This is a genomic window from Hymenobacter sp. GOD-10R (assembly GCF_035609205.1).
Classification (GTDB): domain Bacteria; phylum Bacteroidota; class Bacteroidia; order Cytophagales; family Hymenobacteraceae; genus Hymenobacter.
Genome location: NZ_CP141184.1, coordinates 5,632,004 through 5,650,566, shown reverse-complemented (window position 1 = coordinate 5,650,566; position 18,563 = coordinate 5,632,004). Strand labels below are relative to the sequence as shown.

Sequence of the window (18,563 nt, the reverse complement as noted above, 5' to 3'; positions counted from 1 at the left end):
GCGTAACTTGCGGCCTCTTTACTAAAAAATACCGATGGCCTCCCGGTCCGAAATTGACTCCCATAATATACCCGCTCATGTTGCCGTTATTATGGACGGCAACGGCCGCTGGGCAAAGCAGAAAGGTGGATTGCGCATCTTTGGACACCAGAGTGCAATAACGGCCGTTCGAGAAACAGTAGAATCTGCTGCAGAGCTAGGAGTGCGATTCCTAACCTTGTATGCTTTTTCAACTGAAAACTGGAACCGGCCAAAGCATGAGGTGATGGCGTTGATGCAACTCTTGGTACACACCATTCGCCAGGAGACACCAACGTTACTTAAGAATAGCATACGCTTACAAGCAATAGGTCAGATCAGTAGTCTCCCTAGTTCTTGTCAACAAGAACTGGCCGAAGCTATGGAGCTGACAAAAGCTGGTACACGCATGACGCTGGTGTTAGCGCTGAGCTACAGTGGGCGTTGGGATTTGACGCAAGCGGCTCAGCGTATGGCTGCAGATGCGGCGGCTGGTAAGCTGCAAGCGGCTGAAATAAACGAGCATACCGTCAGCCAGTATCTTACTACGGCTGGTATGCCCGATCCAGAATTGCTGATTCGCACTAGTGGCGAACAGCGCATCAGTAACTTTCTGCTTTGGCAGCTAGCTTATACTGAATTGTACATCACGAATCTGCTGTGGCCGGATTTCCGGAAGGAGCACTTCTACGACGCCATACAAGCGTACCAACGCCGGGAACGGCGCTTTGGCAAAACTAGTGAACAGCTAACCGTTTCGTAAGCTTTCGAATGAGTTCTTCTTTTAATACGCTTTTGCGGCTGTTGCCAGTGGCGCTGGTGCTTGGCTTAGGCACTAGCACTGCACAAGCGCAAACGACTCCTGCTACATCCTCTGCGCCAACCGGTGACGAGTCCCAACGCTATGAGCTAGGTGGCATCACGATTAGTGGTACGCGCTACTTAGATCCTAATACGCTTATTGGGCTAACAGGTTTAAAAATTGGTGACCCAATCACGATTCCAGGCGAAGAAATTGGTAGAGCCATTCGCAAGCTATGGGACCAAGGAATTCTAGGCGACGTGAGTGTGAGTATTGCTCGCACGGAAGGTCGTCGCATCTTCCTTGACTTCAATCTAAAGGAACGGCCGCGTTTATCAAGCTTCGTGTTCACGGGCATCAGCAAGGGACAAGCTGACGAACTCAAGAACAAGATTAAGCTGATTCGTGGTAAAGTGGTTACAGATGCGTTGCTGAATAACACACGCACGCAGGTACGGAAGTACTACACGAACAAAAGCTTCCTCGACGCAAAAGTTACGATTACGCAGGTGCCAGACTCTGCTTTGTCGAACAGCGTGGTGATGCGGATCAATGTGGACAAAGGAGAGAAAGTTCGTATCCGAGATATTGCCTTCGAGGGGAATAAAGCCTTCTCAGAAGGAAAGCTGCAGAAGAAATTAAAGAAGACGAAAGCCAAGAAGCCTTATAAGCTATTGACTTCTGGTAAGTTCCAGCAGAAGGAGTACGACGAAGACAAAACCAAGCTGCTCGACTTCTATAACGCCCAAGGCTACCGGGATGCTGTTATCTTGTCCGACACACTGATACGGCAGAAGGATGGGCTGGCACTGCGCATCCGGGTGGATGAAGGACCAAAATACTACTTCCGCAACATCACCTGGAGTGGCAATTACTTGTACGACGACAAGACACTAGCTTCGGTGCTAGGCATCAAACCAGGGAGCGTATACAGTAAAGAAACCTTAGACAAGCGCCTGAACTATAATCCAACGGGCCAGGATATCACGTCGCTTTACATGAACGACGGCTATTTGTTCTTCCAGATCGATCCGGTAGAAACTAAAGTAGAAGGCGACTCCATCGATATTGAGATGCGCCTGACTGAAGGTGTGCAGGCGCGCATTAAAGAAGTAAACATCGCAGGCAACACAAAGACCAGCGACCATGTGTTGCGCCGGGAATTGCGCACTCTCCCCGGCGACAAGTTCAACCGCGAACTGCTCATCCGCTCGCAGCGAGAGATTTCGACCCTAGGTTATTTTGACCCCGAAAAAGTAGGTATCAACCCTGTTCCTAACCCTGCGGATGGTACGGTAGATATCAACTATACCGTTGTGGAGAAACCCTCCGACCAGATCACCCTGTCGGGTGGCTGGGGTGGCTATGCAGGCTTTATCGGTACGGTGGGTCTAGTATTCAATAACTTTTCGTTGCGGAAGGCTGGAGACTTTCACAACTGGACGCCAGTACCAGCCGGTGACGGCCAACGCTTATCTCTGAACGTGCAGGCCAACGGTTTGCAATACCAAGCCTACTCCATGTCTTTCACAGAGCCGTGGCTAGGTGGTCGTAAGCCTAACTCTCTGTCCTTTAGCCTAAACAGAAGCATTAGCCGCATCACATACGGTAGCACCTTTGATGTAAGCACGGGTAGCTACATAAAATCAAGTAGCGCTTCGCTGGGCCTAGGTCGTCGCCTCCGCATCCCAGATGACTACTTCACGCTCAGCAATTCACTGTCGTTTACGCAGTACGACTTCCAAAACTATGGTCAATACCTAGGTGGGGGGCTGCCCAATACAGGCAAGGCAAACAACATCACGTTAAATACAACGCTGTCCCGCAATAGTATTGACAATCCGACCTTCACGCGGCGTGGTTCTTCCTTGTCGTTAAGCTTAAGCCTGACCCCACCTTACTCGGTATTCAAAGGTGCACACCCTGACCCAATCGAATGGATTGAGTTTCATAAGTGGATGTTCGACGCTTCATGGTTTACGCCTCTTGTGGGCAAGCTGGTGCTGAACACGCGGGCACACTTCGGGTTCATTGGTACCTACAATGGCAACCGCAACCCTGGCCCATTTGAACGCTTCAAGATGGGTGGTGCCGGCCTAGGGTATGGTGGATCGGCTAACTTCCTGGTAGGTACTGAATACATTGGCTTGCGCGGCTATGCTGACCCCAATGATGCGAATGCTATTCCGACGGCACAGTCGCAACAAAGTGGCGGTATTGTGTACAACAAGTACGTGATGGAAATGCGTTATCCGGTGAGTTTGAACCCGGCTGCTACGGTCTATGTATTAGGTTTTGCAGAGGCAGGCAATGCTTTTGACCAATACACCAACTACAACCCGTACAAGCTCTACCGTTCGGCGGGTGTAGGTGCGCGTATCTTTATGTCAGCTTTCGGTTTGCTCGGCTTCGACTATGGTATTCCGTTCGACGAAATTCCGCGGAATGCGAACAACGTAGGCAACAATCAGAAGCAAGGCATTTTCCACTTCATCATTGGTCAGCAAATCCGTTAATAGCGGTTTACAATTAATAATATCATACACTCATGAAGAAGCTACTGCTGCTGTCTCTACTAGTGCTATTGTGTGCCACCGCTCAAGTGGCGCAGGCACAAAAGTTTGGCTACATAGATTCGGAGTATGTGCTGAGCAAGATTCCGGCGTATTCTACCGCACAACAGGAACTGAATACACTCTCTGGTAATTGGCAAAAAGACATCGAGAACCAGAAGAAGGATCTTGATAAGATGTATCGTACCTACCAGGCTGAAGAAGTACTTCTCACCGAGCCGATGAAGAAGAAGCGGCAGGAAGAGATACTAAAGAAGGAGCAGGAAATCAAAGGCTACCAAAACAAGATCTTTGGTTTTGAAGGGCAACTCTTCAAAAAGCGGCAGGAGTTGACAAAGCCAATACAGGACCAGGTGTTTGAAGCTGTCGAGAAGGTCGCTAAGAAAAAGCAGCTAGCTATTGTGTTCGACAAATCGGGGGATCTGACGATGCTGTACACAAATCCGGTGCACGATTACACGGAGTTTGTGCTGGAGGAGCTAGGTTTAGCAAACGAGGATCGGAATCAGCCAGGCCAAAAAGGAGCAGTTCGGACGGTAGAAACGCCAAAAACGCCTGCCGGTGATACAGCTGACTCAGAGCCGGAACCTACTCCAAGAGCTACGCGTTCCGCTAACGGACAGCGTCCGACTGGCAGAAAAAATTAACTTTGCATTCTAAATCAACTCTTTGACTGTTTTTCTTTTAATGACACCTATGAACAAAATCCGTCTTGCCCTAGCCGCGGCTGCTCTCACTTTCGCTACGTCTACTGCTGCACTGGCCCAAGCTCCGTTGAAAATCGGATACACCAGCGTGGAGTACGTGCTCAGCCAGATGCCCGAGAGCAAGCAGATTGAGTCGCAACTGAAGACGTATAGCGGCCAGCTGGAGAATCAGCTGAAAAGCAAATACAGCGATTACCAGACGAAAGCTGACGCTTACCAGAAAGGTGCTGCAGCTATGACCGAGGTCGTACGGGCCGATAAAGAGAAAGAATTGACTGGTCTGCAGACTTCTATTCAGGAGTTTCAGCGCAGTGCCGACCAGAGCCTACAGCAGAAGCAACAGGCATTGCTGAAGCCTGCGCTCGACAAGCTTCAGAAAACCATTGACCAAGTAGCTGATGAGAACGGCTACACTTATGTGTTGAACTCGGATGGTGCTAGCCCGGTCTTGTTACACGGTCCGAAAGATGGCGACATCTCAGATCTAGTACTGAAGAAAATGGGCATTACGCCTGGCGCTGCTGCCGCCGCTGCTAGCACTGCACCTGCTACTACGCCAACAGCTGCACCTGCTGTTCCGACCAGTAATAGTGCCGCTAGCAAGACCAAAACCAAAAAGAAGTAAGCAGTTATTACTTTTCGGCCAAATGAGCCGGGGCGCCGCGCCCCGGCTTTTTTGTTTTAGCACCATCACCATGACCGAAGAAGATCTACTTCCAACTCCTGATAACCTGCCGGAAGAAGAGGATACAGACGGCGGTGACGAACTCTATGAGCATCATCGCATCCGCGTAGATAAAGGGCAGGAATTATTACGCCTTGACAAGTTTCTGTTCAACCGGCTACCCAACGCCTCGCGCACCAAGATTCAGAATGCTATAGAGGCTGAAGCAGTACAGGTAAATGATAGAGCCGTAAAGCCTAACTACCGCGTCAAGCCCTTCGACGTTATTACCATAACGCTACCGGAGCCACCGCGTGAGTTCAAAGTGGTACCAGAGCCCATGGATCTGGACATCCGTTACGAAGATGAATCGTTGTTGATCGTGAATAAGCCAGCAGGCTTAGTAGTGCATCCAGCCTTTGGGAATTGGAACGGAACGCTAGTGAACGGACTGGCTTACCACTTGAGTAATTTACCAACTGGCCGCAACGGCGAAATTCGGCCTGGCTTAGTACACCGTATTGATAAGGATACGTCGGGCCTTTTAGTAATCGGTAAAACCGAGTGGGCGATGACGCACCTCTCGCAGCAATTTTTTCATCATACCATTGAGCGCACTTACCTAGCTTTGGTATGGGGGGTGCCCAAGGAGCCACAAGGTACCATCAGGGGGCATATTGGACGCAGTATTAAGGACCGGAAGATTCAGGCTGTGTACCCCGATGGCGAGCAGGGCAAACCCGCTGTGACGCATTACAAAGTACTACGCTCTTTTCAGCATGTGGCGCTGTTGCAGTGTAATCTCGAGACGGGACGTACGCATCAGATTAGAGCTCACATGAAGTACATTGGACACCCGCTGTTCTCCGACGCCACGTACGGCGGCGACCGGATTGTGTACGGGCAGCCTGTTGGCTCCTATAAGACGTTTGTTGAAAACGCCTTCAAAGTAATGCCACGCCAGGCTTTGCATGCTAAATCACTCGGCTTTATACACCCCGTTACGGGCGAGCAAGTTCATTTTGAGGCCGAACTGCCCGCCGACTTTGAAGCTGTATTAGCGAAGTGGGAAGTGTACGCTACCTAGCCTACAAATTGATTGTAAACCAATAAAAAAAACCCGCTACCTAGGTAGCGGGCTTTTTTTATTGGTGAACTAAGCTAGGTTATTTGCGAGCTGAGGTAGCCGTCTTTTTACCTTGAATAGATTCGATACCAGCCTTCGCTCTTGCATTGCTGGGATCTAAGGCCAGCAATTGCTGATAATAGGGCAGGGCAGCTGCCTTATCACCTTTTTGGAAGTAATAGTAGCCTAGGTACTCGTAAGCTGTCGTCAAGCCGTCCTTATATTTCGTAGGATCAGCTTTGGCTAGCTCTACATACTTTTCCCAATAGGGCCGTGCTGTGCCCTGCTTGGAATCCGGATCCATGTAGTAGGCATTGCTAGCTCGCATCTGATAACCTGGCGCATACGTCGGCCGAGCTGTCAACACTAGGTTATACAGGCTATCTGCTTGCTGGTACTGTTTGTTGCTGCTATAAGCAGTGGCTAGCAATACCTGATCAGTGAGTAGAGGAGCTCCGCCGCCCATTTTGGCCTTGAAAGCCTTAATGGCATTCGGATAATCCTTCTTCTGCATGTATGTCTGCGCTAAGGCACCCTGAATTTCACCGGCATCTTTAGGTGATGCCTGTGCAGCCTTCTGCAGAAGAGCTAGTGCCTCATCGTCGCGGCCTGCTTTCGACAGCATCTTGCCGTAATACAAGTTGTCGTCTTTGATGAGCTTGTCGGCGGGTACCATTTTCATGTACTTATCCATTGCCGCCATCGCTTGGTCGTTCTGGCCCGTCTCATACAACGTATAAGCCATCAAACGGTTCATCGCGATGTTATTCGGCTCTTTGGCCAGTACCTTTTGAATTTCAGTTAGCGACTCTGGGTACTTCTTGGTCAAGAACAGGAAGGAAGCGTACTCAGCATCCGTTTCCGGTGACTGTTCGGCTACTTTCTGGTACTTCTGGAAAGTTTCCAGAGCCAGAGGATATTGGTTAGCGAAGTAATACATCTCCGCTAAGTCGCGGTATGCCGGTGCATAGTTCGGATCAAGGCTGATAGCCTTTTCGAAGTTCGTGCGAGCTTCGTTGTAATTCCGTGAGCGGAAGTTCAACTCTCCTTTTTTGTAGTAAGCTAGCACATTGTTTGGGTCGGCCATGCTAGCACGCTCGTAGCTGTTCATCGCTTCGCCACCACCCGCATCGGTCTTCTGGTAGATATCACCGCGCGCAATCATGAGCATCGGCTCATCTTTGCCTTTATTGGCTTTCTGGCCAGCGTCTACGTAAGTAGTTGCCTTCGTGATATCCTTCACGTCTGATTCGGCGTAGGCCTGCGCAATCAGGGTGAAGATCTTCGCGTCTTTGCCTTTGCTAGCTTTGACGGCATTGTCAAATTGCGCTTCGGCTTCGGCTGTTTTTCCTTGAGCCAAAGCAGCACGGCCGGCAGCTACTAGGCTGAAAGCATCTTTCGGGTTAAGAGGAACGCGGTTGAAATAATAAGCAGCTGAATCAGGTACTTCACGCAGTTGGTAAAGACGACCTAGCTCATACGCAGCTTCGGGCGAAGATCCTTGTTTCAACAGCGAAGCGCGAGCTTGACCAAACTGTTCGAGTTCGATTGCTTTTCGTGCGCTTTGTACGTCCTGAGCAACTACAGCAGAAGCTGAAACAGACAAGACAGCGAGGAGCGAAAGCTTCCAGGGCTTGGAGTTCATGAGCAAAAGGTTTGGTTTAAAAGCGGAAAAAGCGTGTGAAAGGGAGAAAGAATTTACAGTTTATTGGTGTTTACAACCCTCATTTGTCCAATGGCAGGAAGCAAACCGGCTTTCAAGATAATGAGTTGTCCTTGATTACCGGCAACAAATGAGGTAAAACCAGTGCCTAATCCTGCGCGGGCCTCCCTGCTAACGACGTATACTGTACGAGTTAAAGGGTAGGTTTTCAGTGCTAAGTAAGCTTGATAAGGCTGAACATAATCATCCCGATTAGGCGGATCAGTTTGGGTGCTCACACTTACCACTCGCACCTTCTGGAGAAACGTTTGCACAGCAGCATCGTCCCGGTCACTAATCCAGTTGGCCCCAACTACACCAATAGCGTTAGGATGATTAGCAACGTAATCGAGCAAAGCAGAGTTCGATTTTGCGGCAAAAGCACGCGGCGTGAGAGCCGCACCACGTGTCACCGAATCCTGAATATAGCGGGTGGTACTAGAGCGGTTCGCATCAAATACTACGTTGATGGTAGCCAACGCTTTTTTACCGCTCACCTGCGACCATTGCTGCGCTTTGCCGGTGAAGATGTCTCGTAGTTGCGGTAAACTCAGCAAAGAATCTGGATTGCTAGGATGCACAATGATGGCCAACCCATCCGTTGCAATCTTAGTAGCACGTGGCACTAGCTTCAGCCGATCAAACTCAGCACGCTCGGCTGCATTCAACTCACGCGTCAAGACTGCTAGTTTTACCTTATCATCTAGCAAATCCTGTAGCACTTCCTGCTCGGGCTTGTAGTAAGCCGTCACTTTTGCGCTTTGATAAAGCTTCTGGAAGGTATCTACTTCTGACTTGATGATAGGTGCAAATGTCTCATCTACACTAATCGCAACGTTACCGCTAGTAGGCGTATCAGTTGCACTAGTGGCATTGCCGCTCTGCGTTTGGTTGCAAGCTGTGAATAGCGAAACAGCCAAAGCTAGGGTAACTCCAGTTTTAAGCAGATTAGCGTGCATCGTCGTACTGTTTAGAGAATATCTGGCGGTAAGCCCGGACAAATCTAATGATTCCGTAAAATATGAATACAAAACCTAGGATGTGCCGCACTGTAGGCTGGAAGGGCAGCATGATTGCTGGTGCTACCCACATGAATACTCCTAGCCCACAGTAGAGTACTGCCATAAACATGACGAAGTAACGGATTAACCGTTGTGGTGATTGTCGGCCTAAGCGCTCTTCTGTGGAAAGACGGTTGGACATGTAAGAAAAATGAAAAACAAATGAGTTTATGTTATAACGTGCAAACACTAGTAGATTGTTCTCCAAACCCGCGGAATAAACAATAGTAGTCGTTATACATTCTTCAAAACAGCAAAAAACAGCCGACTTATCACGAAGCCGGCTGTTTTGTTTTCTATGAAGAGCGTTCTAAAAACCTCGTATCCTTATACTTTATTACTCGTACCGAAAAGTAATCGGCATAGTATAACGTACAGAAACAGGATGGTTGTTTTGCCGACCCGGTTTCCAGCTCGGCATACTACGTACCACTCTAATAGCTTCTTCGTCAGTACCGTAGCCTAGCCCTTTCAGTATTTCTACATTTGAGATAGTACCATCAGCATTGACCACAAAGGAAACGAACACTTTACCAGCAATATTATTTGCTAGCGCTGTGCTAGGATAATGGAGATTACGCTGCATATAGCGACGCAGCGCCTCCTGACCACCCGAAAACTCGGGCATCACCTCTACAAAAGTGAAGGTGCCTGATGGCGCTGTTTCTGTTGCTGTGGCGCCCCCTACTGTGCCTGTTGTGTTGGTTGCAGTGCTATTGGTTGCTTCTGAGTCCCCAACCAAGTCCTCTGTCCCAACTATAGCTCCAGGCTGTATCACGGGAGGTGCTACATCGAGCCTTCTTATTTCTGGTTTTACTTGGTTGTCTGCTACTACTTTAGGCGCACTAGGTTGAGACTGAGCCTTCACCATTGGATGACGGATTGCTTTGGGTTGCAGTGCTGCCGGCTGCACCTGTTTAGGTGGCAAAATGACACGATAGAGTTCAATTACTTCTTTTTTAGGCGGAGAAACTGCTGTTGCTTCTGCAGGCCAGAGCTGTTGCACCAACATCGGTACAGCAACTAACAAGAACGCTAGAGCAGAGGCTATAGTAATGGCTGTGGCTAAATGCCGGTTGTAAAGCTTACGGAGCAAAAAGGCTCCGTAAGCTTTGTTTCGTCTTTCGAAGACAATGTCGTCGAGTGTGGCAGTGAGCAAGTTTAAAAGGGTCATGAGTTATATGGGATAAATGGTGAATGGGTATTCGCACTCCGCATTACTCAAGCCTAGCCTACTTACACAATCCATACTGCTCCGGCTTTCAACACATCAACGTGCTATATTCTCAGAATAGTATGCTTGCCGACAAAAATTAAATACAAAAAGCCCGAACTGAGTTTTGCTCAATTCGGGCTTTCAGACTTTAGCTATACAAGATCTCTTAAAGAGACTATTTGATAGCGAATGTTACCGGTACTGTAAACGATACACTTACAGCACGTCCGTTTTGCTTACCAGGTGTGAAACGGGGTAGAGTTTTCACTGCTGCTACAGCAGCCTCATCGCAACCTGAGCCGATACCTTTCTGAACAGTTACGCCAGAAACAGCACCATCTGGACCTACGACGAAAGTAATGAATACTTTACCTTCTACTTGGTTGCGCAAAGCAAGTGGAGGATACTTAGTGTTCTTCTGGATGGCAGCGAGAAGTGCATCGTTACCGCCCGGGAACACCGGCATTTGCTCTACATAGGTGTAAACTTTAGCGTCTACTACCTCTTTCACAGGCTCAGCACCAGTACCGCCTTCAATACCGCTCAAGTCGGGGGGCGGCGGCGCATCAGTGTTACCTTTTACGGTCTCTGTTGCGATCTGCTTGCCTTCCAGCTCGTCTTGGTCTGGTACCTTTTCCTCCTTGCGAACTTCGTTGTCACGCTTTACCACTGGAGGCGTAAACTTGATAGTTGATACTACCGGTGGTGGGGGCGGCGGCGCAGAAGGCGGCGGCGGCGGCGGGGGTGGTGGCGGTGGCGTTGCCGGATCCAAGGGTGGTGGCTGCATGAGCTCATTCACCTTTAGATTTTTAGGTTTCTCAACAATTTTCTCCTCAGGCTTCAGCATTGCCGCGATTAGCGGAAAGCTTACTCCAATGGCGAAAAGAGCTACTGCAATGAGAAGTGCACGTGAGACGTTTTTACCGTACAAACGCCGGAGCACATAGGCTCCGTAGGCTTTATTTCGTCCTTCGAAGACAATGTCATCTAAGGACGCCTTGGCCAGTTGTGTGTTATCCATCATAGCCCTGAGCTTTTAATTAAGTCGCTGTCTTCTTTGGCTATGTTCACCAACGCGTACTTCTTTTGGTTCGTGATGTTCATCTCGTCGAGGATGTCTACCATGTTCTTGTAAGAAGCTTTTTCGGCTGGTTTGATCAGCACTACCAGATCAGGATTGCTTTTGTGTGCTAATAAGATCTGGCGGATGCCATTCGCAGCATAGTTGGTGAGCTTCAACTCAGGCTTGGACGTTGCGTCTACCAAGCCATCGTAGTAATATACTTTGTTGTTCTCTCCCAGTAGGATGGTAAAAGCATTTGATGCTTTAATCTCCGACTGCTGCTCGTTTTCTTTGGGCTTAACTGGCATGTTAAGCTGCATGACTGTCGGCTTGCTGAAGGTGGTAGTCAGCATGAAGAAGGTGAGGAGAAGAAAAGCTAGGTCCACCATAGGAGTCATGTCGATTTTGGTCGACATTTTCTTGGCTCGCTTCTTCCCACCTTTACCGGAGTCGGCTTGTTGTTGGATTTCTGCCATTGTCTGCGGTCGGTTTAGTTTACTTCCCTGCTACACCTGGCTTGCCTTCCAAGTCTGTAATCAGGTTGAAACGGTTGATGTTCTTGTCCTGCAGAAGCTTGATGACCTTCTGTACCGTTGGTACGTCAGCGGCACCATCCCCACGAATGGCGATGAATGCGGGTTTACCAAAAGCCTTATACGATGCGCCTTGAGCAGCAACTACCCACTCAGTCAACTGGTTATTTACCGAATCGATCGGAATACCTGGTTGCTTAATGGCTTTGCGCTGCTCAGTATCCCGGCTCAAAAAGTCGGGGAGCTGCTGCACGGGTACGCCAAAGCTGGCAATATTGGAGAAGTTCTTAGCCATATTGGCGTCGAACGAGACTCCAAACTTGGTACCTACCCGAGCTAGCATATCGGCCTTTGGCTTCGCGTCGTCCATACCAAAGAATACCCGTTTGTCCTTGTCAATTGAAATAATAATGACGTGGCTTTCAGGTAAGCGTATTTCCGACGTTGATGCTGGCGTGTCAACCACCACTTCCTCTTGCGGAGCAAATTTGGTGGTGAGCATGAAGAAGGTCACCAGCAGGAATGCCAAGTCCACCATCGGAGTCATATCCAACGAAGGGGACGTTCTGTGAGGTTTTACTTTAGGCATTTCTGGCGTGGTTAAATTGATTATTCAGAAACGTAGAGAAACAGGGCTTTAGTGCGTGAACCGCAACTTATGCCTTATAAGTTTCCGTTTCGCCGTGTTGAGCAGCAAACGTCTGAATGATGCTGAAACCTGCTTCGTCGATGCTGTAAGTAAGAGCGTCGATTTTGCTGGTAAAGTAGTTGTAAGCGATGATAGCCAAAGCCGACGTACCGATACCGAAAGCGGTATTGATCAAGGCTTCCGAAATACCAGTTGAAAGAGCGGCAGCGTCAGGAGCACCAGCGTTAGCAAGAGCCGAGAAAGCGCGGATCATACCGAATACCGTACCTAGCAGACCGATAAGCGTTGCTACAGAAGCGATAGTCGACAGGATAACTAGGTTTTTCTCCAACATAGGGAGCTCCAAGGCCGTCGATTCTTCGATTTCTTTCTGGATAGCCAGTACTTTCTGGTCTTTCTCCATTACGCGGTCTTGCTCCATCTCTTTGTACTTGAGCAAGCCAGCTTTTACCACGTTAGCTACAGAGCCTTTTTGCTGATCGCATACAGCAATAGCACCATTTACATCGTTTGTGTTCAGCTTCTGACGGATAGAACGTACGAAGCTCTCGATGCTCTTAGAACCTTTCGCTTTACCAATTGTCAACAGACGCTCGATGGTGAAGGTAATTACCAAGATGAGGAGTGTTAGCAGAATCGGTACAATGAAACCTCCAGCGTAAATGGTACCCAAGATGTTGCCGGGTAGCGGCAAGTTTTCGTTGTTGCCGCCTTGGAAGTTAGCGCCGTTACCTAGAACGAACTTGTAAAGTACGAGGGCAACTACAAAGGCCAGCGGAATAACGATGGCAGCGAACGCACCTCCACCGCCTTTTTCTTCGCTCTTAGGAGCCGAGGCAGCAGCGGGCCGTGCATTCTTGTTGATGGCATTCTTTTGTTCCATTGTTCCGGAGAATTAGGGTTTGGTGGTGAAAGGTGAATGAACTTGAACTGAATGTGAAAAAGGTGAAATAAAAAATGAGCTAAAATTCAAATATGATAACGACCCCGCTCACCCATACGCATACTGCTAAAAAGAAGCATTAAGTGTAGGTCTGCTCGTGCGCAAAGGGCGCTTCAAAATGAATCTAGCCTTGGCAAACCTAAATAAAATCAGAGTGCCTGCCAAATGAAATATGGGTTTAAACGCCGTAAAACAATAAACGACTTCAAAAAATCTACTTCTCAGGAGAGGAATTGTTGTCGATTAATGGTACCTGTTTAGCTTGCTCCCAATACTTATCCATTTCTGAGAGTGTTAAGTCTGCAAGCTGATGTCCATCGCGGGCTGCTGCGGTTTCAATATACTGAAAACGCTGAATAAATTTTCGGTTTGTACGTTCAAGTGCCTCTTCCGGATTAATATCTGCGAAGCGAGCAAAGTTTATCAAGGAAAAAAGTAAGTCTCCAAATTCAGCTGTTGCACGTTCTTTCGTTTCGGGTGTCTTGCTAGCTTGTGAGAATTCTTCACCAAACTCTTGCAATTCCTCCTGCACCTTTTCCCAAACTTGCTCAGGCCGTTCCCAATCAAAACCCGCACCTCGGGCTTTCTCCTGAATACGCATAGCTTTAACTAAGGCAGGCAATGAGGTCGGGACTCCACCTAGAACTGAAGTATTTCCTTTTTCCTTGAGCTTTATCTGTTCCCAGTTACGTTTTACGTCTTCCTCCGTTTGTACTTTCGTGTCACCATATATGTGAGGGTGCCGGAAGATAAGCTTATCGCTTTGTGCATTCAAGACATCAGCAATATCGAAGTGCCCTGTCTCAGAAGCAATCTTTGCATAGAAAGTTAGGTGCAACATTACGTCACCTAGCTCCTTTTTGACGTCAGTGAGATCATCACGTAGGATGGCGTCCGAAAGCTCGTACGTTTCCTCAATGGTAAGATGGCGCAGACTAGCCATTGTCTGTTTCTGGTCCCAGGGGCACTCGGCGCGTAGACGATCTAAGACGTCAAGCAACCGGCTAAAAGCAGCTAGTTGTTGCGCCCGACGATTAGGCAACGTATTTTCCATTGAGCCAAATATACACATTCAATGCCTGCTAGTGCACGGCACAGCATTGTAAATTCGTTGAAAGCAGAAGTCATATCACTCAGCCAGTACCTTTATCGTAGAGATAAAATTAGGTTTCACTTACTTTTGCGCTTTCAAAAACAACCTTCCTTGTGGCACTAATCAAATCTATATCTGGTATTCGAGGTACTATTGGGGGCGTAGCCGGTGAAGGTCTAACGCCCATTGACGTGGTTAAGTACGCAGCTGCGTTTGGAACGTGGGTACTCTCGACTACGCAAAACAATACCATCATTATTGGTCGCGATGCTCGTCTTTCGGGCGAGATGGTAAGCAAGTTGGTTGCTGCTACGTTACAAGGGCTGGGTATTAATGTTGTTGACCTAGGATTGAGCACGACTCCCACGGTCGAGCTAGCGGTACCAGCTAAGCAAGCAGGTGGCGGAATCATTCTTACTGCCTCCCATAATCCTAAGCAATGGAATGCTCTGAAGCTGTTGAACAGCCAAGGTGAGTTTATTTCTGATGTCGAAGGAAAACAGGTGTTAGCTCTTGGCGATACGGAAGCATTCTCCTTTGCTCCCGTGACGAAACTAGGTAAGTACAGCACTGACGACACTTTTCTAGAGAAGCATGTACAAGCAATTCTTTCATTGCCGCTAGTAGATGTAGACGCTATTCGAGCAAAGAACTTCCGGGTAGTAATTGATTGTGTTAATTCAAGTGGTGGAATAGCAGTGCCCCTATTGTTAGAAGCATTGGGTGTGGAGCGTGTGGAAAAGCTTTACTGCGAACCAACTGGTGACTTTGCACATAACCCGGAGCCTTTGCCTGAAAACCTGCGTGACATTGCACGGGTGTTGGACAAAGGCAGCTATGACCTAGGTATTGTAGTAGACCCGGACGTAGATCGTTTGGCGTTGGTGAGCGAGGATGGGTCTATGTTTGGGGAAGAGTATACCCTAGTAGCCGTTGCTGATTATGTGCTTAAGCAAGTTGGGGGCGGCAATACCGTAAGTAACCTTAGCAGCACTCGTGCGCTACGTGACGTGACCGAAAAACATGGGGGACAATACGCCGCTGCTGCCGTTGGGGAGGTAAACGTGGTGAACAAGATGAAGGAAACAGAGGCGGTTATTGGCGGCGAAGGAAACGGAGGGATCATCTTTCCTGAACTGCACTACGGCCGCGACGCTTTAGTAGGTATTGCCTTGTTCCTGACCCACCTAGCTAAATCAGGTTTGACGATGACCCGTCTGCGATCCACGTACCCGAGTTATTACATTTCCAAGAACAAGATCGAGTTGACGCCAGAAATCAACACTGACCAAGTTCTGGTACAGATGCAACAGCGTTATGCCAAACAACCTATCAATACAATTGACGGCGTCAAAATCGAGTTTGATAAGGAGTGGGTACATCTGCGGCGGTCGAACACGGAGCCTATTATCCGTATCTACGCCGAATCGGATTCTAATGCCACGGCAGACCACCTAGCGAACAAGATCATTGCCGACATCAAAGAAATTATTTCGGTGAAAGCGTAAACATCTCTTCTAGCTACCTATAAAGTGGCTAGGTGTAATAAAGCCAAGCGGAACTGAGTAGTGTTTTGGGTGCTTAATAAGAAAGGATTCAGGTACATGGCCTGAATCCTTTATTTTTGCACAAACTTATTGTGTTTGACCAACAATAAGTTGTCTTCAATCCTTGTCCGCTTATGAGTGTTCCTGCAGGTTCTGCCATACCCATCGCTTCAAAAACGGTGTATTTCGATAACGCGGCCTCCACTCCGCTTGATCCGCAAGTGCTAGAAGCCATGCTGCCATTCATGCTAGAGCATGTCGGCAATCCAAGTAGCGTTCATAGTCATGGTCGTAAGCTGCGCGCAGCCATTGAAAACGCACGCAAAACCATTGCACACTTGATCAACGCTGCGCCTGCTGAGGTATTTTTCACCTCAGGCGGCACAGAAGGAGATAATTATGCTGCTGTTGGTAGCATTCGTGCCTTAGGACTGCAACATGCCATTACCTCTCCGCTGGAGCATCATGCCGTATTGCACACGCTTGAAGCGTTGGCCAAAGCGGATGCTGTTGAGCTAAGCTACGTGCGTCACGATGAGCGGGGACAACTTGACCTAGGTCATCTAGCAGAACTGTTGGCGACGCATTCCCGCTCTTTTGTGAGTTTGATGCATGCCAATAATGAAATTGGCAACCTCAACGATATTCAAACAATTGGAGAGATATGTCAGCGGTATGATGCCATTTTTCATACAGATACAGTGCAGACAATGGGGCATTATCCGCATGATTTGCAACAGCTAAAGGCACATTTTCTAGTTGGTTCAGCGCACAAGTTGCATGGGCCCAAAGGTGTAGGTTTCGTGTATCAGCGTGCTGGAATGCAGGTCGACCCACTGATTCATGGTGGCTCACAGGAGCGCAATGTGCGCGCGGGGACCGAGAATGTAGCGGGTATTGTAGGGCTGGCCAAAGCCTTGGAAATTGCTTACGCCGGTATGAGCGACCATCAACAACATATTCAACAGCTGAAGGACCGCTTTATAGCAAAGCTTACGGCTGAAATTGATGATGTGCAGTTCAACGGCACTTCGGCGGAAGTCAGTGAGAGCTTATACACAGTGTTGAATGTAAGCTTGCCTCCTTCTGATATAAGCGAGATGCTGCTCTTCAATCTCGATATAAATAAGGTTTCAGTGTCAGGCGGCTCTGCCTGCACTAGCGGGGCCAACGCGGGCTCGCATGTACTAACGGCCCTAGGTGCCGACCCCACGCGAGGCGCTATTCGCTTCTCAATGAGTAAGTATAATACAGTAGAAGAGGTAGATTTCGCCGTTGCGCAACTAGCTAAGCTCTACCGCAAAGTGACTGCCTAGCTCACGCTTGTTCAAGATATATCCTCACAAAAGCAAAAGGCCTCTTCTGAAGAAAGAGGCCTTTTGCTTTTGTGTCGAATGATAAACAGTACCCATTTTTAATGGCGTTCGTACTGCGTTAGCAAACCTTCTGCTCTAACCTTATGGCTGAGATAAATATTCAACGCAAAAAGGCTTCCCCTAGCCCATGGTTGCTGGTACTGCTACTAATATTGGTGCTAGGGGCAATAGGTTATTTCTTGTTTCGCCCAAACACAGACAGTAGAGAAACACCCGTCACACCGTCAGCCACAAGCAGTGCTGCATCGACTCTAGATACGGTAGCATCTACCAACATCACTCCACCTGCTGACGAAAATGTCGCTGCGATGGCCACCGAAGAGCCAACCACTACTGCCGAAGCCCTAGCTTCTTTTGCTACTACTCAAGTCAATGATCCGGATTATGGTCGTCGGGGTTTGCGAATGCTCAGCGGACTACTGATAGACCTGACCGACCGCGAGGATTTGCAGGATAGGGCCGTGAGCGAGAAGCGAGACAACCTAACGAGTGCCACTAGCCGTCTCGAAGAAACTACTATGAGCTTACGACCTGGTTGTGTAGCTGCTGCTGCGCTCATGCAAGCCATGCAGCAAAAAGCCTACCCACAACTGGAGCGTTCGGTAGCAGAGCTTAACGAGCAGGCGCTCCAACTAACAGGCCGTGCCGAAACAGATGATAAGCAGGCATTGCAAGGCTATTTTGTCAAGGCAGTCGAAATAGTGAAAGCATTAAGTCAGCCCGCTTCTTAAGGAAGTATGAGAGCATGCATAATCAATAGTATAAGACAAAATAAGTATGGAAGCGAATGCGAATGTTCCATCTGGTCAAGGAATGCACCTACGTCGTTTGCGTGACCTGCCCGATTTTGAAGTAGCGAGCAACAATCCGGATGTGCGTGGATGGAGTGTGCGCGGAAGTGATGGTAAAAAGTTCGGCGAAGTGTACGAACTGATTGTAGAACAAGAAGCACTAAAAGTGCGGTATCTCGATGTTGAGCTAGATTCGTCGCTAAATATCAACGAACGCGACCGGCATATCTTATTGCCTATTGGTGTAGCAGCACTAGATGAAGAGAGCGATAATGTATTTGTGCCTTCACTCACAAGCGAGTCGGTATTGAATTATCCTCCCTTTGTTGAAATACAAATCACGCGTGAGTACGAGCAAGCAATGCTAAAATCGCTCAATCTACCTCTACCATCTCATGCGGATGCTGAGTTCTATAACCATACTTCTTATGATGAGCAGCAATTTTATCGACGGGGCCGGTCTGCTGAGTAAAAATATTCATTTGCTAATCTCATAATTAAGTACGCAGCCGTAACAGGACATATTTACTAATTAATCACCAAGGAAATATGACTAGCAGCTGTCAGGTGTAGTCCATATAATGCTAAAGTAGTATCACAACCTGCCTAGTACAGGTTGGCTCCTAGCTGTATGTAGTACTCTTAGCGCTATTTCATAAGTCTATTAGGCTATTATGCCCTTTTTTGCGGAATAGGCAA

17 protein-coding genes are annotated in these 18,563 nt (G+C 48.4%); 9 read left to right on the top strand and 8 right to left on the bottom strand.

The window, feature by feature from the left end:
* Nucleotides 1-34 precede the first annotated feature (34 nt).
* The 5 genes from SD425_RS22510 to SD425_RS22490 all read left to right on the top strand — a co-directional run bounded on the left by SD425_RS22510 (nucleotide 35) and on the right by SD425_RS22490 (nucleotide 5,851).
* The gene (locus tag SD425_RS22510; protein WP_324672486.1) at nucleotides 35-781 is read left to right on the top strand and encodes an isoprenyl transferase; all 747 of its coding nucleotides are present in this window, start codon (nucleotides 35-37) and stop codon (nucleotides 779-781) included.
* Between the two features lie 8 nt (nucleotides 782-789).
* Entirely contained in the window at nucleotides 790-3,336 is a 2,547-nt protein-coding gene (gene bamA, locus SD425_RS22505) for an outer membrane protein assembly factor BamA (RefSeq protein WP_324672484.1), read from the top strand.
* A 32-nt stretch (nucleotides 3,337-3,368) separates the two neighbouring features.
* Nucleotides 3,369-4,040, top strand: a complete 672-nt coding sequence (locus tag SD425_RS22500; RefSeq protein ID WP_324672482.1) for an OmpH family outer membrane protein — start codon at nucleotides 3,369-3,371, stop codon at nucleotides 4,038-4,040.
* Nucleotides 4,041-4,089: 49 nt separating this feature from the next.
* A complete protein-coding gene (locus tag SD425_RS22495) occupies nucleotides 4,090-4,725 on the top strand; it encodes an OmpH family outer membrane protein (RefSeq protein ID WP_324672479.1) in 636 nt (211 codons plus the stop codon).
* 70 nt (nucleotides 4,726-4,795) lie between these two features.
* On the top strand, nucleotides 4,796-5,851 hold the full coding sequence (locus tag SD425_RS22490) for an RluA family pseudouridine synthase (protein ID WP_324672476.1): 1,056 nt from the start codon (nucleotides 4,796-4,798) through the stop codon (nucleotides 5,849-5,851).
* A 79-nt stretch (nucleotides 5,852-5,930) separates the two neighbouring features.
* Here SD425_RS22490 and SD425_RS22485 read toward each other — a convergent pair whose 3' ends face one another.
* The 8 genes from SD425_RS22485 to mazG all read right to left on the bottom strand — a co-directional run bounded on the left by SD425_RS22485 (nucleotide 5,931) and on the right by mazG (nucleotide 14,111).
* A complete protein-coding gene (locus SD425_RS22485; protein ID WP_324672473.1) occupies nucleotides 5,931-7,400 on the bottom strand; it encodes a tetratricopeptide repeat protein in 1,470 nt (489 codons plus the stop codon).
* A 188-nt stretch (nucleotides 7,401-7,588) separates the two neighbouring features.
* Nucleotides 7,589-8,551, bottom strand: a complete 963-nt coding sequence (locus SD425_RS22480; protein ID WP_324672472.1) for a PstS family phosphate ABC transporter substrate-binding protein — start codon at nucleotides 8,549-8,551, stop codon at nucleotides 7,589-7,591.
* Between the two features lie 439 nt (nucleotides 8,552-8,990).
* On the bottom strand, nucleotides 8,991-9,827 hold the full coding sequence (locus SD425_RS22475; protein ID WP_324672470.1) for a TonB family protein: 837 nt from the start codon (nucleotides 9,825-9,827) through the stop codon (nucleotides 8,991-8,993).
* 217 nt (nucleotides 9,828-10,044) lie between these two features.
* Complete coding sequence (locus tag SD425_RS22470) at nucleotides 10,045-10,893, bottom strand: TonB family protein (RefSeq protein ID WP_324672468.1); 849 nt, start codon at nucleotides 10,891-10,893, stop codon at nucleotides 10,045-10,047.
* Nucleotides 10,890-11,408 (bottom strand): biopolymer transporter ExbD, encoded by a 519-nt coding sequence (locus tag SD425_RS22465; RefSeq protein ID WP_324672466.1) that lies wholly within the window; start codon nucleotides 11,406-11,408, stop codon nucleotides 10,890-10,892. The genes SD425_RS22470 and SD425_RS22465 overlap by 4 nt, the downstream gene beginning before the upstream one ends.
* 19 nt (nucleotides 11,409-11,427) lie before the next feature.
* Nucleotides 11,428-12,054 carry a biopolymer transporter ExbD gene (locus SD425_RS22460; protein ID WP_324672463.1) on the bottom strand — a complete coding sequence of 209 codons (627 nt, stop codon included), beginning with the start codon at nucleotides 12,052-12,054 and terminating at the stop codon, nucleotides 11,428-11,430.
* Nucleotides 12,055-12,121: 67 nt separating this feature from the next.
* Nucleotides 12,122-12,997 carry a MotA/TolQ/ExbB proton channel family protein gene (locus SD425_RS22455; protein ID WP_324672460.1) on the bottom strand — a complete coding sequence of 292 codons (876 nt, stop codon included), beginning with the start codon at nucleotides 12,995-12,997 and terminating at the stop codon, nucleotides 12,122-12,124.
* Nucleotides 12,998-13,271: 274 nt separating this feature from the next.
* Nucleotides 13,272-14,111, bottom strand: a complete 840-nt coding sequence (mazG, locus tag SD425_RS22450) for a nucleoside triphosphate pyrophosphohydrolase (RefSeq protein WP_324672458.1) — start codon at nucleotides 14,109-14,111, stop codon at nucleotides 13,272-13,274.
* A 152-nt stretch (nucleotides 14,112-14,263) separates the two neighbouring features.
* Here mazG and glmM point away from each other — a divergent pair, with 152 nt between their 5' ends.
* The 4 genes from glmM to SD425_RS22430 all read left to right on the top strand — a co-directional run bounded on the left by glmM (nucleotide 14,264) and on the right by SD425_RS22430 (nucleotide 18,336).
* A complete protein-coding gene (gene glmM, locus SD425_RS22445; RefSeq protein ID WP_324672457.1) occupies nucleotides 14,264-15,658 on the top strand; it encodes a phosphoglucosamine mutase in 1,395 nt (464 codons plus the stop codon).
* A gap of 173 nt (nucleotides 15,659-15,831) precedes the next feature.
* Nucleotides 15,832-17,013 carry a cysteine desulfurase family protein gene (locus tag SD425_RS22440; protein WP_324672455.1) on the top strand — a complete coding sequence of 394 codons (1,182 nt, stop codon included), beginning with the start codon at nucleotides 15,832-15,834 and terminating at the stop codon, nucleotides 17,011-17,013.
* Between the two features lie 143 nt (nucleotides 17,014-17,156).
* Nucleotides 17,157-17,804 (top strand): hypothetical protein, encoded by a 648-nt coding sequence (locus SD425_RS22435; RefSeq protein ID WP_324672452.1) that lies wholly within the window; start codon nucleotides 17,157-17,159, stop codon nucleotides 17,802-17,804.
* Nucleotides 17,805-17,850: 46 nt separating this feature from the next.
* Nucleotides 17,851-18,336, top strand: a complete 486-nt coding sequence (locus SD425_RS22430) for a PRC-barrel domain-containing protein (RefSeq protein WP_324672450.1) — start codon at nucleotides 17,851-17,853, stop codon at nucleotides 18,334-18,336.
* Nucleotides 18,337-18,563: the final 227 nt, after the last annotated feature.